Annotated in this window: 26 protein-coding genes and 3 riboswitches; of the genes, 18 read left to right on the forward strand and 8 right to left on the reverse strand. The window is 46.3% G+C overall.

The features are described 5' to 3' along the window. Window positions 1-94 precede the first annotated feature (94 nt). The 3 genes from AC1RRX_RS05700 (at window position 95) to AC1RRX_RS05710 (ending at window position 2,388) form a co-directional block, all read left to right on the forward strand. Window positions 95-1,447 carry a TrkH family potassium uptake protein gene (locus AC1RRX_RS05700; protein ID WP_007408478.1) on the forward strand — a complete coding sequence of 451 codons (1,353 nt, stop codon included), beginning with the start codon at window positions 95-97 and terminating at the stop codon, window positions 1,445-1,447. Between the two features lie 94 nt (window positions 1,448-1,541). Next, window positions 1,542-2,216 carry a DUF421 domain-containing protein gene (locus tag AC1RRX_RS05705; protein ID WP_144463989.1) on the forward strand — a complete coding sequence of 225 codons (675 nt, stop codon included), beginning with the start codon at window positions 1,542-1,544 and terminating at the stop codon, window positions 2,214-2,216. 1 nt (window position 2,217) lies between these two features. Continuing rightward, window positions 2,218-2,388: a protein YkzE gene (locus AC1RRX_RS05710; protein ID WP_007610936.1), complete on the forward strand. Its 171-nt coding sequence runs from the start codon at window positions 2,218-2,220 to the stop codon at window positions 2,386-2,388. A 41-nt stretch (window positions 2,389-2,429) separates the two neighbouring features. Here AC1RRX_RS05710 and AC1RRX_RS05715 read toward each other — a convergent pair whose 3' ends face one another. Next, window positions 2,430-3,452, reverse strand: coding sequence for an acyltransferase family protein (locus AC1RRX_RS05715; protein ID WP_144463988.1), 1,023 nt, complete (start codon window positions 3,450-3,452; stop codon window positions 2,430-2,432). 255 nt (window positions 3,453-3,707) lie between these two features. Between AC1RRX_RS05715 and AC1RRX_RS05720 the strand changes: the two genes are divergently transcribed. Both AC1RRX_RS05720 and AC1RRX_RS05725 read left to right on the forward strand, forming a co-directional pair. After that, entirely contained in the window at window positions 3,708-5,927 is a 2,220-nt protein-coding gene (locus tag AC1RRX_RS05720; protein WP_014417571.1) for a PAS domain-containing sensor histidine kinase, read from the forward strand. Continuing rightward, the gene (locus tag AC1RRX_RS05725) at window positions 5,924-6,421 is read left to right on the forward strand and encodes a methylated-DNA--[protein]-cysteine S-methyltransferase (protein ID WP_007408473.1); all 498 of its coding nucleotides are present in this window, start codon (window positions 5,924-5,926) and stop codon (window positions 6,419-6,421) included. Before AC1RRX_RS05720 ends, AC1RRX_RS05725 begins: the two co-directional genes overlap by 4 nt. Before the next feature lie 241 nt (window positions 6,422-6,662). Here the strand turns inward: AC1RRX_RS05725 and mtnA are convergent, their stop codons facing one another. The 3 genes from mtnA to AC1RRX_RS05740 all read right to left on the reverse strand — a co-directional run bounded on the left by mtnA (window position 6,663) and on the right by AC1RRX_RS05740 (window position 10,052). Then, entirely contained in the window at window positions 6,663-7,724 is a 1,062-nt protein-coding gene (gene mtnA, locus AC1RRX_RS05730; protein ID WP_015239731.1) for an S-methyl-5-thioribose-1-phosphate isomerase, read from the reverse strand. A gap of 6 nt (window positions 7,725-7,730) precedes the next feature. Next, complete coding sequence (mtnK, locus tag AC1RRX_RS05735) at window positions 7,731-8,915, reverse strand: S-methyl-5-thioribose kinase (RefSeq protein WP_144463987.1); 1,185 nt, start codon at window positions 8,913-8,915, stop codon at window positions 7,731-7,733. Window positions 8,916-9,025: 110 nt separating this feature from the next. After that, window positions 9,026-9,180: riboswitch (SAM riboswitch) on the reverse strand. Window positions 9,181-9,272: 92 nt separating this feature from the next. Then, window positions 9,273-10,052: a carbon-nitrogen family hydrolase gene (locus AC1RRX_RS05740; RefSeq protein ID WP_144463986.1), complete on the reverse strand. Its 780-nt coding sequence runs from the start codon at window positions 10,050-10,052 to the stop codon at window positions 9,273-9,275. Between the two features lie 91 nt (window positions 10,053-10,143). Between AC1RRX_RS05740 and AC1RRX_RS05745 the strand changes: the two genes are divergently transcribed. The 6 genes from AC1RRX_RS05745 (at window position 10,144) to spo0E (ending at window position 15,153) form a co-directional block, all read left to right on the forward strand. Continuing rightward, window positions 10,144-11,340 (forward strand): pyridoxal phosphate-dependent aminotransferase, encoded by a 1,197-nt coding sequence (locus AC1RRX_RS05745; protein ID WP_032871316.1) that lies wholly within the window; start codon window positions 10,144-10,146, stop codon window positions 11,338-11,340. A 36-nt stretch (window positions 11,341-11,376) separates the two neighbouring features. After that, window positions 11,377-11,476: riboswitch (SAM riboswitch) on the forward strand. A gap of 81 nt (window positions 11,477-11,557) precedes the next feature. Further along, window positions 11,558-12,772 (forward strand): 2,3-diketo-5-methylthiopentyl-1-phosphate enolase, encoded by a 1,215-nt coding sequence (gene mtnW / locus AC1RRX_RS05750; protein ID WP_015239734.1) that lies wholly within the window; start codon window positions 11,558-11,560, stop codon window positions 12,770-12,772. Continuing rightward, window positions 12,769-13,473, forward strand: a complete 705-nt coding sequence (gene mtnX, locus AC1RRX_RS05755) for a 2-hydroxy-3-keto-5-methylthiopentenyl-1-phosphate phosphatase (protein ID WP_007408467.1) — start codon at window positions 12,769-12,771, stop codon at window positions 13,471-13,473. The genes mtnW and mtnX overlap by 4 nt, the downstream gene beginning before the upstream one ends. Continuing rightward, window positions 13,431-14,060: a methylthioribulose 1-phosphate dehydratase gene (locus AC1RRX_RS05760; RefSeq protein ID WP_012117414.1), complete on the forward strand. Its 630-nt coding sequence runs from the start codon at window positions 13,431-13,433 to the stop codon at window positions 14,058-14,060. The genes mtnX and AC1RRX_RS05760 overlap by 43 nt, the downstream gene beginning before the upstream one ends. A gap of 15 nt (window positions 14,061-14,075) precedes the next feature. Beyond that, window positions 14,076-14,612 carry a 1,2-dihydroxy-3-keto-5-methylthiopentene dioxygenase gene (locus AC1RRX_RS05765; protein WP_007408465.1) on the forward strand — a complete coding sequence of 179 codons (537 nt, stop codon included), beginning with the start codon at window positions 14,076-14,078 and terminating at the stop codon, window positions 14,610-14,612. Window positions 14,613-14,892: 280 nt separating this feature from the next. Next, on the forward strand, window positions 14,893-15,153 hold the full coding sequence (gene spo0E / locus AC1RRX_RS05770; protein WP_007408464.1) for an aspartyl-phosphate phosphatase Spo0E: 261 nt from the start codon (window positions 14,893-14,895) through the stop codon (window positions 15,151-15,153). Window positions 15,154-15,362: 209 nt separating this feature from the next. Here spo0E and kinD read toward each other — a convergent pair whose 3' ends face one another. Beyond that, window positions 15,363-16,880 carry a sporulation kinase KinD gene (gene kinD, locus AC1RRX_RS05775; protein ID WP_046559543.1) on the reverse strand — a complete coding sequence of 506 codons (1,518 nt, stop codon included), beginning with the start codon at window positions 16,878-16,880 and terminating at the stop codon, window positions 15,363-15,365. A 198-nt stretch (window positions 16,881-17,078) separates the two neighbouring features. Between kinD and mhqR the strand changes: the two genes are divergently transcribed. Continuing rightward, window positions 17,079-17,525, forward strand: coding sequence for a MarR family transcriptional regulator MhqR (gene mhqR, locus AC1RRX_RS05780; protein ID WP_007408463.1), 447 nt, complete (start codon window positions 17,079-17,081; stop codon window positions 17,523-17,525). Between the two features lie 35 nt (window positions 17,526-17,560). Here the strand turns inward: mhqR and motB are convergent, their stop codons facing one another. The 3 genes from motB to clpE form a co-directional block, all read right to left on the reverse strand. Beyond that, on the reverse strand, window positions 17,561-18,346 hold the full coding sequence (motB, locus tag AC1RRX_RS05785; RefSeq protein ID WP_144463985.1) for a flagellar motor protein MotB: 786 nt from the start codon (window positions 18,344-18,346) through the stop codon (window positions 17,561-17,563). Further along, complete coding sequence (gene motA, locus AC1RRX_RS05790) at window positions 18,318-19,133, reverse strand: flagellar motor stator protein MotA (RefSeq protein WP_007408461.1); 816 nt, start codon at window positions 19,131-19,133, stop codon at window positions 18,318-18,320. Before motA ends, motB begins: the two co-directional genes overlap by 29 nt. A gap of 169 nt (window positions 19,134-19,302) precedes the next feature. Further along, entirely contained in the window at window positions 19,303-21,399 is a 2,097-nt protein-coding gene (clpE, locus tag AC1RRX_RS05795; RefSeq protein ID WP_032866084.1) for an ATP-dependent protease ATP-binding subunit ClpE, read from the reverse strand. Window positions 21,400-21,800: 401 nt separating this feature from the next. On the opposite strand from clpE, the gene AC1RRX_RS05800 reads away from it, so the two are divergent. The 6 genes from AC1RRX_RS05800 to queF all read left to right on the forward strand — a co-directional run bounded on the left by AC1RRX_RS05800 (window position 21,801) and on the right by queF (window position 26,644). Then, on the forward strand, window positions 21,801-22,838 hold the full coding sequence (locus tag AC1RRX_RS05800) for a YkvI family membrane protein (RefSeq protein ID WP_020953988.1): 1,038 nt from the start codon (window positions 21,801-21,803) through the stop codon (window positions 22,836-22,838). Between the two features lie 97 nt (window positions 22,839-22,935). Continuing rightward, window positions 22,936-24,057: a hypothetical protein gene (locus AC1RRX_RS05805; RefSeq protein WP_144463984.1), complete on the forward strand. Its 1,122-nt coding sequence runs from the start codon at window positions 22,936-22,938 to the stop codon at window positions 24,055-24,057. A 108-nt stretch (window positions 24,058-24,165) separates the two neighbouring features. Then, window positions 24,166-24,210: riboswitch (PreQ1 riboswitch) on the forward strand. A gap of 97 nt (window positions 24,211-24,307) precedes the next feature. Then, the gene (gene queC / locus AC1RRX_RS05810; protein WP_003154679.1) at window positions 24,308-24,967 is read left to right on the forward strand and encodes a 7-cyano-7-deazaguanine synthase QueC; all 660 of its coding nucleotides are present in this window, start codon (window positions 24,308-24,310) and stop codon (window positions 24,965-24,967) included. Continuing rightward, complete coding sequence (gene queD / locus AC1RRX_RS05815) at window positions 24,968-25,408, forward strand: 6-carboxytetrahydropterin synthase QueD (protein ID WP_007611020.1); 441 nt, start codon at window positions 24,968-24,970, stop codon at window positions 25,406-25,408. Beyond that, window positions 25,401-26,132, forward strand: a complete 732-nt coding sequence (queE, locus tag AC1RRX_RS05820) for a 7-carboxy-7-deazaguanine synthase QueE (RefSeq protein WP_015239741.1) — start codon at window positions 25,401-25,403, stop codon at window positions 26,130-26,132. Before queD ends, queE begins: the two co-directional genes overlap by 8 nt. A gap of 17 nt (window positions 26,133-26,149) precedes the next feature. Then, window positions 26,150-26,644: a preQ(1) synthase gene (gene queF, locus AC1RRX_RS05825; RefSeq protein ID WP_003154673.1), complete on the forward strand. Its 495-nt coding sequence runs from the start codon at window positions 26,150-26,152 to the stop codon at window positions 26,642-26,644. Window positions 26,645-26,654 lie beyond the last annotated feature (10 nt).

Raw genomic sequence — 26,654 nt, forward strand, 5'->3', positions numbered from 1 at the left:
TAATGAAAAATCTTTCTAAAAAGACCTTTAAAAATTCTCCCAATATCATTAGAATAATTACGTACTACATTTGAGAGGCAGAAGGAACTATCTTATGAAATTAAAACTGAAGAAATTCATACAGATCTTGTCGCCTGCACAGCTGATTGCATTATATTATTTTCTCGCTGTGACGGTGGCATTTATTTTGCTAAGTCTGCCGGCCGCCCACAAACAAGGGGCCAGCTGGTCGTTTATAGACGCGCTGTTTACGGCTGTCAGCTCAGTCAGTGTCACCGGTTTAACGGTCGTCAACACGGCTGATACATTCAGCACGGCCGGGATTGTCATTTTGGCTTTCGTGCTTCAATTCGGCGGAATCGGCATCATGACGCTCGGAACATTCGTCTGGCTCATTATGGGCAAACGGATCGGTCTGCGGGAACGGAAGCTCATCATGGTGGATCAGAATCAATCGCAGTTTTCCGGTATCGTCAACCTGATGAAGCAAGTGCTGTTTTTGATTTTATTAATCGAGTTTTTAGGCGGCATCATCTTAGGAACATATTTTTTAACGTATTATGATTCGTTTGAACAGGCGTACTTGCACGGATTCTTTGCGAGCGTCAGCGCCACGACAAACGGCGGTTTTGATATTACGGGAAATTCACTCGTCCCGTTCAGACATGACTATTTCGTGCAGTTTATTACGATGCTTCTGATTATTTTCGGTGCGATCGGTTTTCCGGTGCTCGTAGAAGTAAAGGACTTTTTGTTTTCAAAACAGCGCAGATACTCATTCACGCTGTTTACGAAAATTACGACCGTTACGTTCGGAATGCTCGTTTTGTTCGGAGCCGTGGGCATTTATGCGCTTGAAGCAAGCCATGTCATGAAGGGGAAAAGCTGGCATGATGTTTTATTTTTATGTCTCTTTCAATCAACCGCTACGCGAAGCGGCGGGCTTGCGACAATTGATATCAGCCAGCTGTCGGCGCCGACATTATTTTTCATCTGCGCCCTCATGTTCATCGGCGCATCACCGAGCTCGGTCGGCGGCGGAATCCGTACGACGACGTTTGCGCTTAACCTTCTTGCCCTGTTTCATTTTGCCCGGGGAAATAAAGCGGTCAAGGTCTTTAAACGCGAGCTTCACCAGGCTGATGTCATGAAGTCGCTGGTCGTTACGATGATGGCGATTCTGCTCGTGTTCGGATCGACGCTGATTCTGGCCGTGACCGAGAAAAATCAGACGCTCCTCGGACTGCTTTTTGAAGTGTGTTCCGCATTCGGAACGACCGGCCTGTCGCTTGGGATTACTCCGCATTTAAGCGACATCGGAAAATGCGTCATCATGATTGTCATGTTTATCGGCCGGATCGGCATTTTGACGTTCCTTTATCTGATCGGCCGAAAAGAAATCGAAGCAAATTATCACTATCCGAAGGAAAGAATGATTATCGGCTGACACCGCTTTTCAGAAAGCGGTGTTTTTTATTGCCGTAAAATGGATGAGTGGAAACAGTTTCTTTGGAGATTCTACTTGTAAAGAGGTGACGTCATTGTTTACCGTATTTTGGAAGTCGGTAGTTATGATAGCGGTCGGTACCTTTTTATTGCGGATTGCCGGACGGAAATCAATCAGCCAGCTGTCGGTGACCCAGACAGTCATCATGATTTCGATCGGCTCGATTATTATTCAGCCGTTTATTGAACATAATTTATGGGAAACTATTTTCGCGGCGGCGATTTTTATTGCGGTATTAATCCTGATGGAATATTTAGAAATCAAATCAAGCTTTTTTGAGTTTTTATTTTCAGGAAAAACCGTCGCCGTTGTCAGAAACGGAAAAGTCATCCCGGAAAACTTAAAAAAAATGCGTTTTACCGAATCTCAGCTGTCAATGAGGATCAGGCAGGAAGGCCTCGGAGACATTCAAGATTTTAAATATGTGCTGCTTGAGCCGAACGGACAGATCGGCTATGAGCTCCTTGATGAGGCCAAAAACGTGACAGTGCGCGACTTGAAAAAAATGCTTGATGAATTCAAAACAGATTTGCTGACAGAAGGAGGAAATCAAATGAAACGCAAAGCAGCAAAGAATGAAGCTTTGACGAACAACAACACACCGACTGAGAGCATGGACAAAGATGCATATAAAACACAATATGACGGTGATCCCGGACTGAGAGGCGCAAACCGCAAATCAAAACACGGCAAACAAGGAGGCGAGTAACATGACGAAAAAAAACCGCCACAGCAAAGACATGCAAAACCATAAAAAGCCGATGGACCCTAAATTGCTTGAAGAAGAGTTTGCAAGCGAGCTCGGTGATTATAACGCCGGAAAATGGATTGAAACGCTTGAACAGACGAAGCCAAAGAAAAAAGAAGACGGCAAACAATAAAAAATACCTCTTAGGCGATAACGCTTAAGAGGTATTTTGCATTATTTCGAATAAGCACTGTTTCTTGTTCCTTTCACCGCTTCAAGCCAGCCGGTGATCCGCAGCTCAATAAACGGCTGTGCGGCCGTTTTCACCGCATTGCTGGAGAGAATGGACGTAAGAGCGGCCGTTAAAATTAAGAGCATGACTAAATTCTGATAATCAGATAAGTGATCTTCAAGCCCGATCTGCCGCAGCGTTTTTATAATGAATCCATGCAGCAGATACACGTAAAACGTTCTCGTACCCCATTTCGTAAAGAAATAACGCTTTTGCGGAACGAGCGCCAAAAAGCTGAAAGTGGCGGCAAAGGCCAAAACATACCAGCCGATGCGCGACAGACCGCTCAACAGCGACACTGTGCCGAATGTAGAATAAGGCTCCGATCCGAACAGCCACGAGTAATCAAAATCAATACACCAGCATAAGAGGAAAACAATCCCCAGTACGCCCGCGGCAATCTGCCTGCCTCTTTTAGCCCGAAGCAAATCAAAGTGCCGTTTCTTTAAATAAAACCCGACGAGAAACATCGGTAGAAAAACAAACGTCCGTGAAAGACTCAGCGTGCTGCTGATAAAATCAAGATACCCGATCATGACGGCAAGCCAGCAGCTCGCCCCAAGCGCCCACATTTTCGGCAGCTTCGTAAAGGGGTAAAGCAGCAGATTCCAAAAGAATAAGCTGACTAAAAACCAGAGAGACCACTGCGGATCAATCGGATTGACGCTTGCCATGCTTTCATCCTGAATCAAATAGTAAAAAACTGAGTAAATGCCCTGAAAAATCAGGTACGGAATAATCAGCTTCACAGCCAGCTTCTTCACATAACCTTTCCGCTTAAAGTTTTTTGCGAAATAGCCGGAAACCAGGATAAAGGCCGGCATATGAAAAGTATAAATGAATTTGTAGAGGTGGAGCATAAACTCATTTCCGTTAATAAATGACCGGAGGATATGGCCGAACACCACCAGAAAAATCAAGATAAACTTGGCGTTGTCAAAGTAACTGTCTCGCGATTTTGTCATAGCATCACCTTCTCTTCAAAAATCATCCACTGCATGATTATTTCCTGTTGGTGTTCATTTTAAAATAAAAAACAAAAAATTGAAGGAGGACAAAAGGGATTGTTAGGATGATGTAATGGGGAGGTAAGGATCGTAGAAAAAGACTTTAACTTGTCATATCATTGAAATTTTCTGAAATGTATAGGGCGAATGAAGGAAGATGAGGTATTTTGTAGAAATATTGAAGGATAGGTTTTTGAAGAAGGAGTGTACTGAATGGCTGAAACTCTGGATTTGCAAACAAACGAGTCGCTGAAAGAGCAGCTGAAGCGGATGAAAGAGGAAAATGACCGCCTGAAGAGTGATTTGAACCGGTATCACGTGATTATGAATAACACGCTTGATGCCATTTTTATATGCCGTAAGGAAATGAAAATCGTCCAGGCGAACGAGGCTGCGGCCCGGATGATGCAGATTGAGGCAGAGAACCTCATTAACCGCTCCGTCCTGGATTTTTTATATTCCGTGCCTCAGGAAGAACTGAATAAGGCCGTGAAAAAGTTTTTAAAAAAAGGCCATCTGTGGAAAGAGGTGCCGATTAAGCTTGACAGCGGCGCGACGAAATACATTGAATTCCTCGCCAGAGACGGAATTGGGGAGGATTATTTTTTTGTGGTGATGAGGGACATCTCCTCTAAAAAAATATTAGAGCGCGAATTCTCCATGAACGAGCAGCTGTTTAAAGATTTGTTTGACAGGGCTGTCGACGGCATCGTGCTGTTTGATAAGGACGGCGGGTTTATTGATGCGAACCTCTCTTTTTGCAAAAGCTTTGAGATCGGCCAGAATGAATTGTCCCATCTGTCGCTCCGCCATTTTACCGACGGAGAAAACAAAAAGCATCTGAAAGAAATCTGGGAAACCCTCCGCAGAAAAGGAAACGCCAAAGGAGAACTGCCCGTCAAGCTTCGGTCGGGCGAAGAGAAGCTGTTTGAATTTACGATTACGTCCAACTTAATCAGCGGGTTCTACATGTCCATTATGAGGGACATAACAGAGAAACGGTTGATGGAATTGAAACTTTTCAAAAGCGAAGAGCGATTCCGCGAAATTTTTGAAAACGCCATGGACGCGATTGTCATTTGGTCTGATGACGGAAAGATTGCCAAAGCAAACGAATCGGCGTGCCGCATTTTCGAACTGCCGATGGATAAACTGGTGGAGACGAATTTATGTACGTTTATCGTTGATCCGCAGAAAAAATACAAACAGATTAAGAAAAAATATGAAAAATACGGGGAAATCCGTGAAGAAATGCTGTTTCAGATGGCAAACGGCCAATTTAAAGAGCTGGAATTCACATCAAAACGAACCATACTTGAAGGTCAGCATTTAACCATTTTAAGAAATGTCAGCGATCGTAAGCGGATGGAAAAGGAATTGCGGGAAAGCGAGCTGAAATTCAGAAAAGTATTCAACGGCTCAATGGACGGCAAGGTCTTATTTGACAACCAATTCCGCATTATTGACGCGAATCCTCTCGCAAGCCGTATACTCGGTATGCCGGATGAGGAGCTGAGAGCGTACACCGTTCCGGATATTCTTTCTTTATTTGATATTGAAAACGCGGGTGTTCCCGCCAGAAAGATTGATTTAGAAGGAATGGATAATGAAATCCCCTTCCTGTTAAGCAGCAGCGACAGCCGCAAACTGGAATTCTCCTTCAAAAGAAATATCATTCAAAATATGAATCTGGCCATCTTTAAAGATGTCACAGAGGCCAAAGAGCTTGAAGAGAGGCTGCGGAAATCCGACACTCTTCATGTTGTAGGGGAGCTGGCGGCGGGCATCGCCCACGAAATCAGAAACCCGATGACGGCGCTGAAAGGGTTCATTCAGCTTCTTCAAGGAAGCATTGAAGGCGAATATTCTCTGTACTTTAACGTCATTACCTCAGAATTAAAACGCATCGAGTCTATCATCACTGAATTTTTAATTTTAGCGAAACCCCAGGCGATATTATATGAAGAAAAAGACGTGACGCAGATTATGAAAGACACGGCTGATCTTTTGAATGCCCAGGCCAATCTTGTCAATGTGCAGATCCATCTGAACCTGACCGGAAACATCCCGCCGATTTACTGTGAACCGAATCAATTAAAACAGGTGTTTATCAATATTTTAAAAAACGCCATTGAAGTCATGCCGGGCGGCGGCAATATCTACGTGACCATTCAGTCTTCTGATCAAGACCACATTTTGATTTCTATTCAAGATGAAGGAACAGGCATTTCCGAAGACAAATTAAAACGTCTGGGTGAACCATTTTACACGACAAAAGACAGGGGAACGGGCCTCGGTCTCATGGTCAGCTATAAAATCATCGAAGAACATCAGGGACGCATTCATGTGGAAAGTGAAGAAGGGAAGGGCACCGTTTTTCATTTGACGCTTCCGATCCGGCAGAATACCGAAGAAAGAAGGAGCGGGGAATGATCTGTTTTACAAGTGTGAGAGCGCCGTTTGGAACCGTCATCATAACAGAGGAAGAGAGCTTTATTACCGGCCTGTTTCTCACCGGGGAAGATTTTGAGGAATGGCGGAAAGACGCGCCCGGCGTAAAGCCGTGCGAAACCGCTTTGCTGTCGGAGGCGAAACAGCAGCTGGCATCATATTTTTCAGGAGAAAGAAAGCAATTCTCTCTGCCTCTGAGACAAAAAGGCACACCCTTTCAGGAAAGGGTATGGAACGCGCTGACGATGATTCCTTACGGGGAATCCCGAAGCTACGGCGATATGGCTGAAGCGATCGGAAAACCGAAAGCGGTGCGCGCCATCGGACAAGCCAATAAACGAAACCGGCTGCCGATTTTGATCCCTTGCCATCGGGTAATCGGCAAAAACAGCGCCTTAACGGGATACGCGGGCACGAAGACGGATGTAAAAGCGGTGCTGCTGAACATCGAACAAATATCCTATAAAGAAAAATAAAGCGTATGGCACGTTCCGTTTTTTCACGTCCGACATATCATTTTATTAAGTGAAAAAAGTTGGTCTGATGAAAAAGGAGGACGAAGCCTGATGAAAATGAGCCGTCCGCAAAAGATAGCCGGTTATGCAGAGCTGTTTTTTAAAATGCATCTCATTACAGCCGTCCAAAAAGATGAAGTGATTACATTGTGCAGACAAAAAAACCGCTGACATTGCCTGAGGCAATATCATCAGCGGTTTTTCAGCTCAGCTGGCAGTCAGTGAATAATTGTTCAATTTCTTCCGTGTAAGAGCCGGTCACAATTCCTTTCTCGGTTATAATGCCGGAAATCAGGCTGCCCGGTGTGATGTCAAAGGCCGGATTGAAGACCGGCACATCTTCGGGAGCGGTGCGTATGCCGGAGATCTGTCTGACTTCATCCGGATCTCTCTCTTCAATCGGAATCTGATAGCCGTTTTCAATCTGCAAGTCAAATGTCGAAAGCGGTGCGGCCACAAAAAACGGAATTTGAAAGGCGTTTGCCAAAATAGCGAGGCCGTACGTTCCGATTTTGTTGGCCGTATCACCGTTTTTTGCAATTCTGTCAGCGCCGACAATGACTGCAGAAATATGTTTTTCCTTCATTGTATGGGCGGCCATGCTGTCGGTAATGAGCGTGACATCAATTCCGCCCTGCATCAGCTCCCACGCCGTCAGCCGTGATCCTTGGAGAACGGGTCTTGTTTCACATGCGTAGATATGAAGGCCGAGATCTTTTTGTTTCGCTAAGTAAAAGGGAGCAAGCGCCGTACCGTATCGGCTTGTGGCAATCGAGCCCGCATTGCAGATGGTCATGATCTGGTCGCCTTTTTTAAAAAGGTGCAGCGCATTCTGGCCGATCATTCGGCATGTTTCTTCATCCTCAATCTGAATTTGAATGGCTTCATGAACGAGCGTTGTCTTCGCTTCATTGATTGAGATCGCATCCCTGATGGAATCCGTCAGTCTGTCAAGCGCCCACGCGAGGTTGACGGCAGTGGGCCTCGAACTGTTTAAATACGCTTTGACATCCGCGAACTGACGTCGGAAATCCGAAAGGTCGCGGGCTTCAAACGACTTGGCGGAGAGCGCGAGTCCGAACGCCGCGGTTATACCGATGGCCGGGGCGCCCCTTACTTTCAGCGTGACAATCGCGTCGAATACATCTTCCTTTGTTTCAAGTTCCACATATTCAGTGACGTCGGGAAGCTTTTGCTGATTTAAAATGCGGATGTAGGTTTCTTTCCATTCCACAGAACGGGGGATGGCAAATTCATTGGTCATGCTGCATCATTCCTTTACACGGAGCTTAAATTGGTCCAGAACCTCGGTGATATGCTTCAGTTTTTTTCTGTTTTCGATATAACAGGCGCCGATGTCAAGCGCGAGCTTCTTCCGTTCGATTCGTTTGTCAAACGGAGTGATTTCATCTAAGTCAGCCACATGGGCGAGTCCGATCGTGCGCCGGATCAGTTCGCATCCCGCAAAACCGACCGCTTCCTCAAACGCGTTTTTCAGTGTGTCTTCCAGCAGGTGTCTGCGGGAAGGCAAGCAGTCTTTCTCCCATGCTTCACTGAATGTTTTCACAAATGTATCCCATACGGCGGCAGTATGATCATATAACGGCTGTCTGTCGTCACCGTCGCGGCTGAGGGCGTTTAACAGCAGATTGGCGATAAATTGGCCGATGTCAAACCCGATCGGTCCGAAGAAAGCAAACTCGGGATCAATCACCTTTGTTTCATGTTCATCGGCGAAAATGCTTCCCGTGTGCAGATCGCCGTGAACCAATGTTTCCGCGGAATTCAGAAAGATGGCTTTCAATTCGTCAGCACCTTCTTTCAGCCGGGAATTGTTCCAAACTTTTTCTGCGTATGGGCGCAGCTCCTCTTCAAAATCGTTTGTCTCATGGTCGAGAAACGGTTCTGTAAACACAAGCCTTTCCGTAATATTGCAAAGCTCAGGATTTGTAAACTGCTTTGCGAGCTGCTGCTTTACTTTCGCATCAAGCGCATAATCGGATGAGTAAAAAAGCGTTTTCCCTAAAAATTCACCGATATGGGCGGATAAGTTCGGATAATGCTTCCCTTCCAGCAGCCCTTTTCTTGAAATCCGCAAATGCGAGAGGTCTTCCATTACCGTGACGGCCATTTCAGTATCGGAATAGTAAACGGCCGGAACGAGGTGCGGCACGTGTTCGCCCTGGCGGATGAGGGCGCTGCTTTCGATTCTCGCCCTGTCAATTGTAAGCGGCCAGCTTTCACCGACGACTTTCGCGTAAGGAATCGCCTGTTTGATAATCAGTCCTTTTTTGTTTTCTTTATCGTAAACATGAAAGACGTAATTTAAATTGCCGTCGCCGATTTCACGGCATGTCAGAGTGCTTTTGTTTTGGAATAAGCCGAGCTTGACGGCTAACGCGGCGGCGGAGCTTTCTGTTAATTGTTCATAAAGACTTGTTTTAGTTGCTGACATGGATTTACCCTCCAATTATGTAGTGGCAGTAAGAGATCGTGACGGAGAATACGCCCGAAAAAAAAGCCTCCTTCTCTGAAAGAGAAGGAGGCTGAAACAGTGCAGTCCGCCTCTTATCTCTCAGATAACATCTGATGGAATTAGCACCGTGCCTTATGAGACAATCGTCTCGGCGCAAAATGTACGCGCCCCATTTCACAATGGAATTACGGTCGGTTGCTGTTGGGGTCAAAAGGCCAATCCCTCGCCCAACTCTCGATAAGAGAAAAATATATTGATTTGTATCACAATTCGGATTAATCAGTTGATGAAAATATTAGCAGGTGCCGGATATTCTTGTCAACGTTTTTTTGAAAATTAATATAGTTCACGCCGCAAGTCTTGAAAAACCGGAATGGTTCCCCGCACGGCCGCGCTTTCTGACACATCGATTTCCGCCCGGACTGCGCCTTCCGTCCGGTCTCCTTCGGCTAAAATCCGGCCCCACGGGTCAATAATCAGGCTGTGGCCGGCAAATTCATTATCGGGATTGGACCCCGTGCAGTTAGAGGCTGCGACAAAACATTGGTTTTCAATTGCTCTGGCGATAAGCAGGCTTCGCCAATGATCAAGGCGGGGCAGAGGCCATTCCGCAGAGATAAACAGGACATTCGCGCCCCGGGACGTATGCTTTCTGATCCATTCGGGGAAACGGATATCATAGCAGATCAGTCCGGCGCACTTGACACCGTCAAGCTCAAAGGAACCGTCGCTGTTTCCTGCTGACAAGTAAAGGTGTTCATCCATCAGCTGAAACAGATGGGCTTTCTGATACCGCTTCACGATCTGTCCGCTGTTATCGGCGATGTACATGGTGTTATAGACATTTTCGCCTTCTTTGACCGCAAAAGATCCGGCAACGAGGTGTACGTTGTATGTTTTTGCCGTTTCTTTAAGCCATTGTTCCGAAACTTTGCCGTTTTCATCCGCCAGCTGGTCTAGCCGTGTGAGATCATAGCCGGTCGTCCACAACTCAGGAAGCACGATTACATCCGCATGGCGGCTTTCTTGCTCAATCAAAGATTCTGCTTTTTTAAAGTTTTCTGAAGGATTTCCGTATGAAATATCAAATTGCAAACAGGAAACGGTCCATTTCATTTTTTAACACCTCAAGTTTCTCTTTACTTTTTTTATTTAACCATATATGATGATGGACTATCATTTCAAGACATTTTTAGAAGGTGAAAATATGAACTTTGAAATCTCAGATGTACTCAAACAGCTGCCGGAACAATTTTTCGCATCATTGGTGCAAAAAGTGAATCAAAAGCTGAAAGAAGGCAGAGACGTCATCAATTTAGGGCAGGGAAACCCTGATCAGCCGACGCCTCAGCATATCGTTGAAGAAATGAAGCGCGCCGTCGAAAGGCCGGAAAATCATAAATACTCATCATTCCGGGGCGCTTACAGCTTCAAAGAAGCAGCCGCTGCATTTTATGAAAGGGAGTACGGGGTCACGCTTGATCCGGAAACGGAAGTCGCCGTGCTGTTCGGAGGCAAGGCGGGACTTGTTGAGCTTCCGCAATGTCTTTTAAACCCGGGAGATACCATTCTGGTGCCTGATCCCGGATATCCTGATTACTGGTCAGGCGTCGCCCTTGCAAAAGCGAGAATGGAAATGATGCCGCTGACGGAAGAAAGAGGGTTTCTCCCTGATTACAGCGTAATTCCTGAAAAGGTGCGGAGCGAGGCGAAGCTGCTGTATCTCAATTATCCGAATAATCCGACCGGCGCTGTGGCGACAGAGGCGTTTTTCGAGGAGACGGTCGGTTTTGCGGAGCAAAACGGCATTTGTGTCGTTCATGATTTCGCGTACGGAGCCGTCGGCTTTGACGGGCATAAACCGCTGAGCTTTTTGCAGACCGAAGGCGCAAAAGAGACGGGAATCGAAATCTATACCTTGTCCAAAACGTATAATATGGCGGGCTGGCGGGTCGGATTTGCCGTCGGAAACGCTTCTGTCATCGAAGCGATCAACCTTTATCAGGATCATATGTTTGTCAGCCTGTTTCCCGCGGCGCAGCAGGCGGCGGCAGCCGCACTTTTAGCGGATCAGGCATGCGTCGCGGCGCAAAATGACAGATATGAATCAAGACGCAATGCATGGATTAAAGCCTGCCGCAATATCGGCTGGGATGTGACGGCTCCGGCGGGCTCCTTTTTTGCATGGCTCCCTGTGCCTGACGGTTATACGTCACAGTCGTTTTCAGATCTGCTGCTCGAGAAAGCGGATGTCGCGGTCGCTGCCGGAAACGGGTTCGGAAAATGGGGGGAAGGCTATATAAGAGTCGGTCTTCTGACAAGTGAAGAAAGACTTAAAGAAGCTGCGGAACGGATCGGGAAACTGAATCTTTTCACCCGAAAAAGCATTGACATATCAGAATAACAATGCGATAATTCAAAATACTTTATAAAATCATTATTCTTATCAAGAGCAGGCAGAGGGACGAGCCCGATGAAGCCCGGCAACCGACTGATAAAGCACGGTGCTAATTCTTGCAGCAGGAGCTGAGAGATAAGATTCGGACATAACACGAAGCCTCTTTCTGCTCAAACGGAAGAGGTTTTTTTATGTTTTGCGAAAGAAAGAGAGGCGTTCACGCATGAGCGAAGTATTGGCAACATATCTTCTGACAGACACAACGGACAGTGAAAAGCGGGCGGAACAGATTGCGGCGGGGCTGACGGTAGGCTCCTGGACTGACCTGCCCCTGGTGAAGCAGGAACAGCTCAGAAAACATAAAGGGCGGGTCGTAAAAGTTGAGGAGAAAGAAGGAACCTCAGAAAACGAAACACAATCCGTCATCACCATCGCCTATCCCGAGGCGAATTTTTCAAGAGATATTCCGGCCGTCCTGACGACGGTATTCGGAAAGCTGTCACTGGACGGAAAAATAAAATTGACTGATCTTGAATTTTCCGAAGGGTTTAAACGCTCCCTTCCCGGGCCGAAATTCGGTATATACGGCATCCGCAAACTGCTGGGCGAATTTGAAAGACCGCTTCTGATGAGCATATTTAAAGGCGTGATCGGACGGGATCTCGCCGACATTAAAGAACAGCTCAGACAGCAGGCGCTCGGCGGCGTGGATCTTATTAAAGATGACGAAATTTTCTTTGAAAATGAACTGGCTCCGTTTGAAACCCGCATTATCGAAGGAAAACAAGTCCTGAAGGAAACCCGGGAGGAAACGGGGCATAAAACGCTGTATGCCGTAAACCTTACGGGAAGGACCGCTGAATTGCGGGATAAAGCGAGGCGCGCGGCAGAACTCGGGGCGGACGCGCTTTTATTGAATGTGTTTGCTTACGGTTTAGATGTGATGCAGAGCCTTGCTGAGGACAGGGAAATCCCGCTTCCGATCATGGCGCATCCGGCAGTCAGCGGCGCGTTCACATCATCTCCCGTTTACGGCTTGTCGCATGCGCTTTTGCTCGGCAAGCTGAACCGCTATTGCGGCGCTGATTTCAGTTTATTTCCGTCACCTTACGGATCCGTTGCTCTTCCGAAGGAGTCCGCGCTTGCAATCCATGATGAATGTGTAAAAGACGATGTCTTTCATCCGTCGTTTGCCGTCCCGTCAGCAGGCATTCACCCCGGTATGGTGCCATTATTGATGCGCGATTTCGGCATCGATCACATCATCAATGCCGGCGGAGGCATTCACGGCCATCCGAAAGGAGCCGAGGGCGGGGGAAAAGCGTTCCGCGCCATCATTGATGCGGTGCTTGAAGCGCAGCCGATTGAAGAAAAAGCCGCGTCGTGCAAAGATCTTCAGCTCGCATTAGACAAATGGGGAAGGGTGGAAGCCGTATGACCCGCACACCGCTGATTATTTGTGATTTCGACGGAACGGTCACCATGAACGACAACATTGTCAGCATGATGAAAGAATTCGCGCCTCCTGAGTGGCTTGAATTAAAAGACGGTGTTCTGTCTAAAAGCATATCAATCCAAGAAGGAGTCGGCCGGATGTTCGGACTGCTGCCGAGCAGCTTAAAAGAAGAACTGACCGGCTTTATTCTGAAGGATGCGAAAATACGGGACGGCTTTTTGGATTTTGTCTCGTTTGTCCGGTCAAACGGCCTCCCGTTTTATATCGTAAGCGGGGGAATGGACTTTTTTGTGCATCCGCTTTTGGAAGGGATCGTAGAAAAGGAGCGGATTTTCTGCAATCATGCATCCTTTGACAATGAGCATATTCATATAGACTGGCCGCACGCCTGTGACGGAGACTGTACCAATCAATGCGGCTGCTGCAAACCGTCAGTCATCCGTAAGCTATCCGATCAGCAGAAATTTCTCATTATGATCGGTGATTCGGTCACGGATGTCGAGGCTGCAAAGTTGTCCGATATGTGCTTTGCGAGAGATTATCTTTTGACTGAATGCAAAGAACTCGGCCTCCGGCATCTGCCTTTTCAAGATTTTCATGAGGTGAAAACAGGCATTGAAAACATCGGGGAGGTGCAGGCATGGCTGCAAAAGAAGAACGCTGGCGCGAACTTGCCGAGGTAAAACGCGAGCTGGCTGAAAGAGACTGGTTCCCGGCAACGAGCGGGAATCTTTCCATCAAAGTATCCGACGGGCCGCTGACTTTTCTCGTTACGGCGAGCGGAAAAGACAAACGAAAAGAAACAGACGAAGATTTTCTCTTAATCGATGAGTACGGGAAGCCCGCTGAGACCGGCCATTCTTTAAAACCTTCAGCGGAAACGCTTCTCCATACTTACTTATACCAAAAGACAGACGCCGGCTGCTGTCTGCATGTCCATACCGTCAATAATAATGTCATCTCAGAGCTTTACGGGGATGAAAAACAAATCACTTTTCAGGGGCAGGAGATGATTAAGGCGCTCGGATTATGGGAGGAAAACGCGTCCGTGACCGTTCCGATCATTGACAATCCGGCGCACATCCCGGCATTGGCCGAAAACTTCGCGCACCATGCGGCCGCCGGCTCAGGCGCGGTGTTAATCCGCAATCACGGCATTACGGCATGGGGGCGGACCGCATTTGAAGCGAAAAGGGTGCTGGAAGCCTATGAATTTTTATTCAGCTGTCACCTCAAGCTTCTGTCACTTCGGCCGCAGCTGGTAAAATAAAAGGAGGAATAGAAAATGGCGACCATCAGAATTCATGACGAAAAAAATACGCTCATTGAACATCAGGAAGAAGTAGCGCGCTTCTTAGACGAACAAGAGGTGATCTATGAGCAGTGGAACATTGAAAAACTTCCGTCTGAGCTTTCGGAAAAATACGATCTAACCGAAGATGAAAAAGAACGGATTCTCGCGGCGTTTGACACGGAGATTCAGGACATTTCAGCCCGGCGCGGATATCAGTCTCAGGATGTCATTTCTTTATCAGACACCACGCCGAATCTTGATGAATTATTAAAAAATTTCCAAAGAGAACATCACCACACGGATGATGAAGTCCGCTTTATCGTCAGCGGACACGGCATCTTCGTCATTCAAGGCAAAGACGGCACATTTTTCGACGTCCGTTTAAATCCGGGAGATTTGATTTCAGTTCCGGAGAACATCCGCCACTACTTTACGCTTCAGGAAGACCGCCGGGTCGTCGCAATCCGAATCTTCGTGACGACTGAGGGCTGGGTGCCGATTTACGAAAATGAAAGTGTGCAAAACTGATAGACGCCCGAACCTCTCATGCACCCACCGGCATGAGAGGTTTTTTATTGTAATATAAAGTCAGCTTTGGCTGTTTTTTAATTCTTGAATATGCCGCATTCTGTTTATATCATTACCCGAATGGGTATTATTCTCTTATTCATGCTAAAGATTCCAATATGAAATGAAAAAATAAGTTATTTAGTAAAAAAATGTTTACAAATAAAGTATAATCTGTAATAATGCTCAATAACCCAATCAAACTTGTTTCCTATTCTTTTAGCGGTGAGGGGTGAAGTGAATGGGCAGTTATTCTGAACAAGAAAAATTGCTTCTATCTATTGATAAAAAAAGAAAAATGATGATAGATGCGGCTAACAGGCAAGGGTTTACAGGATATGACACGATCAGGCACAGCCAGGAACTGGACTGTCTGATGAACGCGTATCAGCAGCTGGTAAACCGTGATCGTACACATCACCAAGGAATACAGGGCCTTGTGAAGAAAATAGGCTTGTTCTCCCGCGGTGACGTCATGCCTGCATATGAAGCAAACAAATGATGGATGATAAAACAGATAACGAAGACTGAATGCGCTTCCTGATCAAGCGCCGCATCCGAAAGATGACCGCGTACAGTCAGCACATTTTTCCGCTGGCACGGCTCACGAAGCGCCTCGTACTATCTGCCGGCTATGATGCCGTTCCTCTGGTATATCCTCTTACAAATACTCTTCTTTAAATAAAAAACACCCCGATCAGGGTGTTTTTTTCATCGAGAAGCGGCAGGGAGGGTAATGGTGACCTCTGTGCCCTTATCGACTTCGCTTTGAATGTCAATCGAACCGCCGTACATCAGCATGATTCGTTTACATACGACAAGGCCGAGGCCGGTGCCTTTTTCCTTTGACGTTACAAACGGAAGAAAAATGTGCTCAAGCATATCTTCAGAAATGCCCATTCCGTTGTCAGCCACCTTAATGACTGCTTTATGATCGCGGGCTTCTAAATAGATGGACAGCCGGCCGCCTTCCTGCATGGATTCCAGCGCGTTTTTCGCGACATTTAAAATCACCTGTTTAATATGGTCTTTCGTGCAGTTGACCTTGAGCGGCCGATTGACGAGAATCTCCACATTCACTTCCACATTGTATAGATTCCCTTCAGAATAAATAATCGGCATAATCTCATCAAGAATATCCTGCAGCGAGTTCACTTCCAACCGTTCAGCAGTGGGTTTTCCAAGCACTAAAAACTCACTGACAATCTGATTGATCCGTTTAATCTCCTGCTCAATAATTGAGAAATACAGCTGATCTTCCTCCGATTTGTATTTTTTCTGCAAAAGCTGAATAAAGCCGCTGATCCCTGTAAGCGGGTTGCGGATTTCATGGGCGGTGCTGGCGGCAAGCGTTCCGATCAGCTCCAATTTCTGCGCTTCATTTTGAGCGCGCTCCAGCTGGGTCTTGCGCTTAAGCAAATAATATTGAACGAGGATGAACAGAATATTCAGCAGCACGGCAATACTGGACATCGGCAGCAGCACGCTTTTGGTCAGCTCATTCAGCTCAACCGGTTTCGGATAAACATTGATATTCCAATTAATATCATCCAGATAGCCGCTGACCGGTTTCACACCTTCTGATTGATCAGCCCGTCCGCTGGCAAATATCACTTTATTCTGATTGGTTGCCTTGACATAAACGTCAGGGCTCAGCATATTGATCATATTTCTCAAATAATCGACTTGTATGGCGGCTACTAAATAATCCGTGACTTCCCGTTTTGCGTCTAACACCGGCACGCAGATCGTGAAGATGCGCTGGCCTGTAATTCTGCTGGAGTAGTCATTTGTGATGACCGTTTTTTTCGTCTTTTTCGCCTTCGTAAAATACGGTCTGTCTGCCAAATTCACCTTTGATTTCAGATCAGTCGTGCTTGCGATGACATCACCTTTGGAATTCAGCATATACAGTCCGCTGAATCTGGGTTCATCTTCAAAAGCCTGATCGAGAATGTCAATGATCTTTTCTTCATTGACAGGCTTATCGACAGCGATCGCAAGTGTTGTCATCCGGGCTTTTGTTTCACCGATTAAATAATTGAGCTTATTGCGGTGAAGGTTGAGCATCATACTGGCTTCCTGTATGTGTTTATCGGCTATTTTCTGCTTTTCTTTTTCATAAATGAAAAAGCTGATAATAAGTGCCGGGATGATCACCAATATGAGATAAAGCTTGATCTTTCCCCGGGCACCTTTAAATGTATTCACTCTGCATCGCTCCAACATTACACTTGAATAGAGGTATTATATCATTTTTATACTTCTTTAATAAGAAAAAATAACCAAAATGATAGAAAAACAAATTATTTTATTAAGGTCTGACAAAAAGAAGAGAAATTTTGGAAACATTTTTGTTGACATTTTTCATTTTGTTTATTAATGTTTCTCTGTAACGGTTTCTTTTGTAAAAGGATGATTGAATGTATGACGGATAAAACAGAAAACTCATTGAAATTATTTATTGTACTGTCACGTGCGTACCGATCTATTAACGACCATATGAATAAACATATTCATAAGCACGGCCTGAACCCGACGGAATTTGCGGTGCTTGAGCTGCTGTACCACAAAGGCAACCAGCCGCTTCAGCAGATCGGCGACAAAATTTTATTAGCGAGCGGAAGTATTACATACGTTGTTGACAAATTAGAGAAAAAAGAACTTCTCATCAGAAAAGCCTCGCCGACTGACAGAAGAGTGACTTTCGCACAGATTTCCGAAAAGGGAATCCGTCTTTTGGACGATATTTTCCCTGATCATGCTGACGAAATTAAAGAAATGATCAGTGTGTTGAGTGATGAAGAGATAGAAATGTGTACGGAAATGCTGAAAAGAGTGGGGTTAAACGCTAAACATTTTCATCAGAAATAAAAAAGGAAGCCATTTGAAAGGCTTCCTTTTTTATATTACTGATTTTGGTCAGTCGCGGCGTTTCTAGGCTGTATCAATACCTCGACGCGCCTGTTTTTGCTGCGCCCTTCGGCGGTTTTGTTCGACACGGCCGGTTTATACTCTCCGAAACCTTTGGCGCTGAATACTTTTGCGTCAAGTTTCGGGTTTTCCGTGAGAATAGCCATGAAGTTGACGGCCCGCATGACGCTTAAATGCCAGTTAGATTGATATTGTGAGTTTTTAATCGGTACATTGTCCGTATGTCCGCTGATAATAATGTTCCTTGGCGGATTCAGCACAAGGAGATTCGAGATTTCCTTGGCAAGCGGAATATCTTCCTGACGGATATCCGCCCGTCCGGAATCAAAAAAGATACTGTCTTTAATGGTAATTAAGAGTCCTTCTTTAGTCAGCTTTGTTTCCAGCTGAGTTTTAAGCTTTTTATTTTTTATAAATTGATTGACTTGCTTTTGCACGCCTTCAAGTTCTTCGCGGTCGGCTGCTTCTCTTTCTTTCTTTTTCTGTTCTTTATCTTTTTCCTTGTCTTTTTTTAACTGATCAACGCCGTCTTTTTCGTTTTCAGGAGGGGTGACGCTTGAATATTCAAGAACACCCGTGCCTCCGGTAAACACGGCGTTAAATGATTTAGACAGCATTTGGAATTTCGCCGCATCGACCGAGCTCATGGCGAACAATACAATGAACAGAGCCAAAAGAAGGGTGAGCAAATCCGCGTACGGGATCAGCCAAGACTCATCCACATGCTCGTCATCATGCTTCTTCTTCTTTTTTCTCGCCATTGTTTGCCTCTCCTTCTTGTTCAGCGACTTTTGCGCGTTCATTCGCAGGAAGATACATGAGAAGTTTTTGTTCGATCACTTTCGGGGCCTGTCCTTCAAGCACTGACAGAACGCCTTCGATCATGATTTCACGCAGTTTGACTTCCTGCTTTGATTTGCGTTTCAGTTTGTTGGCGAAGGGATGCCATAGTACATATCCTGTGAAAATCCCGAGAAGGGTGGCGACAAAAGCCGCACTGATGGCATGTCCGAGCGCCTCGGTATTGTTCATGTTGGAAAGAGCCGCGATAAGGCCGATGACCGCACCCAAAACGCCGAGTGTCGGCGCATATGTGCCGGCTTGTGTAAAGATGGCTGCGCCGGCCTGGTGTCTGTCTTCCATCGCTTCAACTTCCTCAGTCATAATATCTCTGATAAATTCTGCGCTTTGTCCGTCAACCGCCATACTCAGGCCGTTTTTCAAAAATGCGTCATCCACGTCTTCAATGCTTGCTTCCAATGCGAGCAGACCTTCACGTCTGGCGATTTGCGCCCATTGAGAGAACATAGGAATTAATTGCGCAATTGTCAGCTGTTTGTTTTCTTTAAACAGCACTTTAAAAAGGGCAGGCACTTTTTTGATTTCTTTTCCGGGGAATGCGATGATCACCGCAGAAATCGTACCGAACAAAATAATCAGAATAGCTGCCGGGTTAGCGAGTGCGCTTAAGCTGACCCCTTTCAGCACCATGCCCACGCTTAAAGCAATCAAGGCGAGGATGATACCGATAATCGATGTTTTATCCATAGTTTTCACCAAATCCTTTATACTAGCTTTCTATGGTTAATATCGGTGGCAGTGCATGGAACTTTAGGGTGATTGAGAAATTGTTCCCGAATTCTTCACAGTTTCTCCCTTTCGGCATGGAGAAAGAAACAAAAAAGCGGCTCCCCGCGAGGAGGGAACCGCTTTTTTCTTATTGTGCCCGGACTTTGATGCCGTCCTCTTCCATTACGACATGGAAGGCTTTTATTTCGTTGTCATCCAATAAGAGATCTGTCATTTCGTCCTCGATCAATTCTTGGATGGTTCTTCTGAGCGGGCGTGCTCCGAAAGCTGGGTGGTAGCCGATTTCAGCGATTTTTTCTTTCGCTTCGTCCGTTACGCTCAGGCTGATGCCGCGCTCTTTTAATGTGTCTTCAAGCTCTGTGAGAAGCAGGCTGACGATTTTCACGAGATGTTCTTTTTTCAGGGATTGGAATTCAATGATGCTGTCAAACCGGTTTAAAAACTCCGGTTTGAAGAACGCGCTCAGTGAATCAATCAGCGTTTGTTCTTCCAGGACGCTCTCTTCAGATTGGAATCCGACTTTCACCTGTTTTTCGCCGGTTCCAGCGTTGCTTGTCATAATCAAAACGGTATCTTTGAAGCTGACCGTTCTGCCCTGGCTGTCTGTCAGACGGCCGTCCTCCATAATCTGCAGAAACATATGCTGGACATCAGGGTGGGCTTTTTCAATCTCATCGAGCAGCACGATGCTGTACGGATTGCGGCGCACTTTTTCCGTTAATTGACCGGCTTCATCGTGTCCGACATATCCCGGCGGTGAACCGATAATTTTTGATACGGCGTGTTTTTCCATGTATTCACTCATATCGAGACGGATAATGGAATCTTTTGTACCGAACAGTTCATCTGCGAGTGTCTTTGATAACTCGGTTTTTCCGACTCCGGTCGGTCCGACAAAGAGGAAGGAGCCGACAGGTCTGTTTTTGGATTTTAAGCCGGCGCGGCTTCGTCTGACCGCTTTCGCCACTTTTTTCACGGCTTTTTCCTGACCGATGACGCGCTGATGAAGATGCTCTTCAAGTTCCTTCATTTTGACTTGTTCATCAGCCTGGAGTTTTCCGACCGGAATGCCTGTTTTCTGTTCAATGATGGCTTGAATATGCTCCGCCCCGATTTCAGGTGAAGAGGCCGGTGTTTCATGCGCCAGCTGCTTTTCCAACGCCGCTTCTTCATCACGCAGTTTCGCGGCAAGCTCATAATTTTCTTCATGAAGCGCTTTTGTTTTCTCCGCGTCAATTGCTTTGAGTCTCTCAGCCGCATCTTCTTCATTTACGGTATCAAGCTCCAGGTTCGCCTTAGAGCCGGCTTCATCTAATAAGTCGATCGCTTTATCCGGCAGGTGGCGGTCCTGAATGTAACGGGATGAAAGCGTAACACAGGCGTTTATCGCTTCATTGCTGAATGTGACGCCGTGGTATTTCTCATATTTATCTTTAATGCCTTCCAGAATGCTGATGGCTTGTTCTATTGTAGGCTCGTGAACCATGACAGGCTGGAAGCGTCTTTCAAGCGCCGCATCTTTTTCAATCTGGCGGTACTCTTTCAGCGTTGTCGCCCCGATGACCTGCAGCTCGCCTCTGGCAAGCGCCGGTTTCAGGATGTTCCCGGCATCCATTGATCCCTCGGCAGAGCCGGCGCCTACAAGAAGGTGAATCTCGTCAATGAACAAGATGACGTTTTTCCGTTCTTTTAATTCGTTCATTAATTGTTTCATTCTTTCTTCAAACTGGCCTCTGATCCCTGTATTGGCGACGAGAGAAGCGACGTCAAGCAGGTAAAGCTCTTTGTTTTTCAATTTGTTCGGCACATCGCCTTCAGCGATTTTAAGCGCGAGGCCTTCTGCAATAGCCGTTTTACCGACGCCCGGCTCACCGATCAGCACCGGATTGTTTTTATTCCGGCGGTTCAAAATTTCAATTACGCGCGCCACTTCATGATCGCGGCCGATCACAGGGTCAATCAGACCTGCTTTTGCGCCGTTTGTGACGTTTTGAGCGAGCTCGTCGAGCAGGCCTTTTTCAGGGCCGGCCTGCTGTTTATTTTGATTGGGAGCGAAACCTTGCTCAAACGGGAATCCGAATGATTGCGGCCCCATGCTCATAGACGGTTTTCGGGTTAATTCTGTATAACATGTTTCACATAAAACGAATTGTTTTTGAATGGAATTGACTTGCATGTTCAGGCGAATCGTCGCCTCGTTTTTCTGACAATGTTGACAACGCATTTGCCAAAACCTCCTCGAAAAATGTTTGATCATCTTTGACCAAATGGATTAGAAAATAAGGTCTTAACTTTGACCTTCTTTGATTAATAGTATACTCTGACCTTCTTTGACTTTCAAGTGTTTTGTTTCAAACCCTGAAAAATAAATGTTTACAGCATGATAAGTGATATTTGTGAGGTTTGATTGTTTTTGACCAATATAGTCAGAAAGGAAATGAAATGTTTTGACCTTTCTTGATGAGGAGTATACGCCGGCCCTTTTTTTCTTTCAATATTTTTGCTTAGAGGAGAGAGCTGAATCTGTTTTCTCCGGGGAAGAACGATTTGTTCGTCTTTTCGGGCGACTTGTCTCATAAGCATATATAAAGGCCTGGACAAATCTGCGCTTAGCCGGAGGGTGAAATGGGACAAACAAAAGGTTCTGCAAGTCAGCTTGCATTTGTATACGTAGGCACGGTTGTAGGAGCCGGTTTTGCCACGGGACGGGAAATCGTTGAGTTTTTTCTGAAGTTTGGCTGGATCGGTCTGTTCGGTATCGTGGTAAGCGGTCTGATGTTTACATATTTAGGCGCCAAAATCATGATCATTTCCAAACGGATTCATGCAGCATCTTATCAGGAATTGAACACATATTTATTCGGCCAGTCCATCGGCCGCGCCGTGAACATGTTTATGATGTTTATATTGCTGGGAGTGACCTCTGTCATGCTGTCCGGAGCGGGAGCGCTGTTTCATGAACAGCTTGGCTGGTCCGCACAAGCGGGGATCCTTCTGACGATCGTACTGAGCTTTGCCGTCATGACAAGCGGCGTTAAAGGTGTGTTCGGCGTCAATATATTGGTTGTGCCGCTTTTAATTTCCTTCTCTTTTATCGTGACAGCAGATTCATTTGTATTTACAAGCACGAGAAACGCGGACGAATGGGTATGGCCTGACAAGTGGAATTGGCTTTTGTCCGCCGTCTCTTACGGCGCGTTAAATTTATCGCTCGCCCAAGCCGTGCTTGTGCCGCTTGCGAATGAAATGTCTTCAGAGAAGGTGATCAGAAGGGGGGCTTATTTTGGCGGCGTTCTGTTGACACTGGTGCTTGCCGCGAGCTTTTTATCATTATCGGTGCTGCCGGATGTGCTGGAGTTTGACATTCCGATGGCTCAAGTCGTCTATTCGTATTCGCGTTCGCTTCATATCATTTATTTGTTTATTATTTTCGGAGAAGTGTTTACGTCGGTCATCGGTAATTTATACGGATTGGAAAAACAATTAAACAGTTTTCTTCATATAAAAAGTACATATATTTACGGCGGCATTTTGGCGTTTGCTTTCATTATCAGCCAAATCGGCTACGGACAGCTGATTTCCACCGTTTATCCGGTATTTGGGTATGTGAGCCTCGCTTTCATCGGCGCATTGATTTGCAAAAAAATCCCGAAAGAAAAATAAGGATATAAGGAAAATGTCTGTATTTTTTGGGAATTCCCCTTCTTTTTTCCTGACATTTCTGTATAATGAATTGGGAAATGATGGGGAGGAGTAAGAGATGAAAGCTCGACGTGTATTATTGGGATTTATTTTTATTTGTATCGGCATTGCGTTTTTTTTACAGAGGGCGGGAGTTATTCATATATCCGCAGGTTCGGCGTGGCCGTTTCTTTTCATTATAATGTCCGCAGGGTTTCACGCCGGATTTATTTTTGCGAAAAAAACGCCTGACCAGGCGGGACTGCTCGTTCCGGGCGGTATGTTTTTTGTGCTGGGCTGCCTGTTTTGTTTTGAAACGGCAACGGGATGGACGTATTCAGGCGTGACGTGGCCTGTTTATATATGGGCGCCTGCTCTCGGTCTGTTTGAGCTGTGGTATTTCGGCGGGAGGAAGTTAGGTGTATTGATTCCTGCTTTCATCCTGACAGCCGTGGGAGCACTATGCTTTGCCGGTATGCTGATGACGGGGCTGTGGCCGTTTTTGATCATCGCAGCCGCGCTTTTGTTTCACGCCGCTGCCTTTATGCAGCCGAAAAAAAGATCGGGCCTTCTTATTCCGGGCGGCATTTTGCTTGTGACGGGTTGCTTGTTATGGTTTGAAACGCTGACGGATTGGACTTACGCAAATGTGACATCGCCTGTCTACCTCTTTGCCGTTGCGTTCGGTCTGTTTGAAGCCTGGCTGTTCGGCAGAAAGCAGAGAGGGCTTTTGACTGCTGCGGCGGTTCTGTGCGCCGCGGGCATTTTCGGCATATTCACCAATGCAAATGAAGCCATCAGCGAACGCGGCTGGCCCGCTCTCATTCTTTTGCTGGGCGCCGCTTTTCACATTCCGATTTTCGGCCCGAAACCTGTCAAAAACGCGGGACTTCTCGTACCGGGCGGCATATTATTGATTACGGGGATCTTGTTTGTCTTTGAAACGGCAACCAATTGGTCCTACTCCGGTGTGACATGGCCTGTTTACCTGTTGGCAACGGCATTCGGTTTATTTGAGCTGTGGCTGTTCGGCGGGAAACAGAAGGCGCTGCTCATCCTGGTTGCGGTGCTGACCTTGACAGCACTTTGCTTTATGATGACGAATCAGCCGATCATTCCGGTTTCTGTTTTCTGGCCTGCTTTATTTGTTCTGATCGGGATTGCGCTGATGGTATTTCCGGGGAAAAAACGCAGGGCTTAAACCCGCTTTTGCAGCCTGACACAGGGTTCAGGCTGTTTTTTTATTGTCACGGGAAACAACATTATGGTATGATAGCAAAAGTGAAAAAAGAAGAAAATCCGTATTGATGCGGGAGAGGTTCTAGCTACACCCTCTATAAAAAACTAAGGACGAGCTGTATCCTTGGATACGGTTTTTTTTATGTTTTTTAGGGCGCCTTCTCCGAAAAAGGCGCTTTTTTTATGGAATGATAGATAAGGGAGAGAAAGACATGAAAAAAGAAAAAGCAGTTGTGGTGTTCAGCGGAGGCCAAGACAGCACGACTTGTTTATTATGGGCTTTGCAAAACTTTGAAGAAGTGGAAACCGTTACATTCCATTATAATCAGCGTCACCAAGAAGAAATCGATGTGGCAAAATCGATTGCCGAAAAGCTCGGTGTCAAAAATCACTTGCTTGATATGTCTCTTTTAAATCAGCTTGCGCCGAATGCGCTGACAAGAGATGATATCGAAATTGAAGCGAAGGACGGGGAACTGCCGACAACCTTCGTGCCGGGACGCAACCTTGTATTTTTATCCTTTGCATCGATTCTTGCATATCAAATCGGCGCGCGCCACATTATCACCGGTGTTTGCGAGACTGATTTCAGCGGCTACCCGGACTGCCGTGACGAGTTTGTCAAATCCTGCAATGTCACCGTCAACTTGGCGATGGAAAAGCCGTTCGTCATTCATACGCCGCTTATGTGGCTGAACAAAGCGGAAACGTGGAAACTTGCGGATGAGCTCGGCGCGCTTGATTTTGTAAAGAATAACACACTGACTTGCTATAACGGCATCATTGCGGACGGATGCGGCGAATGCCCGGCATGCCTGCTCCGCAATAAAGGATATGATGAATATATGAAAATGAAAGGAGAGCGGAACTAATTGCTTTCTCAAATATACCCGCAGGTTCAGCATCCTTATTCGTTTGAGTTGAATAAGGACATGCACATCTCAGCCGCGCACTTTATTCCCCGCGAAAGCGCCGGAGCGTGCAGCAGAGTCCACGGGCACACGTATACAGTAAATATTACAGTTGCGGGGGATGAACTGGACGATTCAGGCTTTCTCGTGAATTTCAGCGTGCTGAAGAAATTGGTGCACGGCGCTTATGACCATACATTGCTGAATGACCATGACGAATTTTCTGAAGATGACAGATATTCACTGCCGACGACCGAGGTCGTGGCCAAAACGATTTACGATAAGGTGCAGTCCTACCTCGAAACACTGGAGAATCAGCCGGTCTGCGTGCAGATTTTTGTCAGGGAAACCCCGACAAGCTATTGCGTATACCGCCCGAAAAAAGGTGATAGGAATGGCTAAAGGAATTCCGGTATTAGAAATTTTCGGACCGACGATACAAGGGGAGGGCATGGTTATCGGCCAGAAAACCATGTTCGTCCGCACGGCGGGCTGCGACTACTCCTGCAGCTGGTGCGACTCCGCTTTTACATGGGACGGCTCTGCCAAAAAAGATATCCGCTGGATGACGGCGGAAGACATTTACCGCGAGCTGAGAGAAATCGGCGGAGACGCCTTTTCCCATGTCACCATCTCAGGAGGAAACCCGGCGCTGTTAAAGCAGCTTGACGCGCTGATTCTGCTGCTGAAAGAGAACGGGGTGCGCGCCGCTTTAGAAACGCAGGGAACGGTCTATCAGGATTGGTTCACAATGATTAACGACCTGACGATTTCACCGAAGCCGCCAAGTTCGGGGATGACAACCGATTTTGCAAAGCTCGATCACATTGTGTCTTCGCTTGATGCGGCAGAAAGGCTTAACGCGGTCAGCTTAAAGGTCGTCATTTTTAATGATGAAGATCTGCAATTCGCGAAAACCGTGCACAAGCGGTATCCGAATATCCCGTTTTATCTTCAGGTCGGAAACGATAACGTCCATACGACGGACGACCGGGCATTGATCGCACATCTGCTCGGAAAATACGAAACACTCGTTGATAAGGTTTCAGCCGATTCGGATCTGAATCTCGTCAGAGTCCTGCCTCAGCTGCATACATTGCTTTGGGGCAATAAACGGGGAGTTTAATAGAAAGGGAGATTTATATGACAAGAAAAGAATCAGAATTAGAAGGAGTTACGCTCCTGGGGAATCAAGGGACAAACTATTTATTTGAATATGCGCCGGAGGTTTTGGAATCATTTCCGAATAAACACGTGAACCGTGATTATTTCGTTAAATTCAACTGCCCGGAATTTACGTCGCTTTGCCCCAAAACGGGACAGCCGGATTTTGCAACCATCTACATCAGCTATATTCCGGACGAAAAAATGGTGGAAAGCAAATCGCTGAAGCTGTATCTTTTCAGCTTCCGTAACCACGGAGATTTCCACGAGGACTGCATGAACATCATCATGAATGATTTGATCGAATTAATGGACCCCCGCTACATCGAAGTATGGGGCAAATTCACGCCTAGAGGCGGAATCTCGATTGACCCGTATACAAACTACGGCAGACCGGGAACAAAATATGAAAAAATGGCCGAACATCGGATGATGAATCATGATATGTACCCGGAGACGATTGATAATCGGTAATTATTCCGTT

This window comes from Bacillus sp. GW821-FHT11D08 (assembly GCF_058808515.1).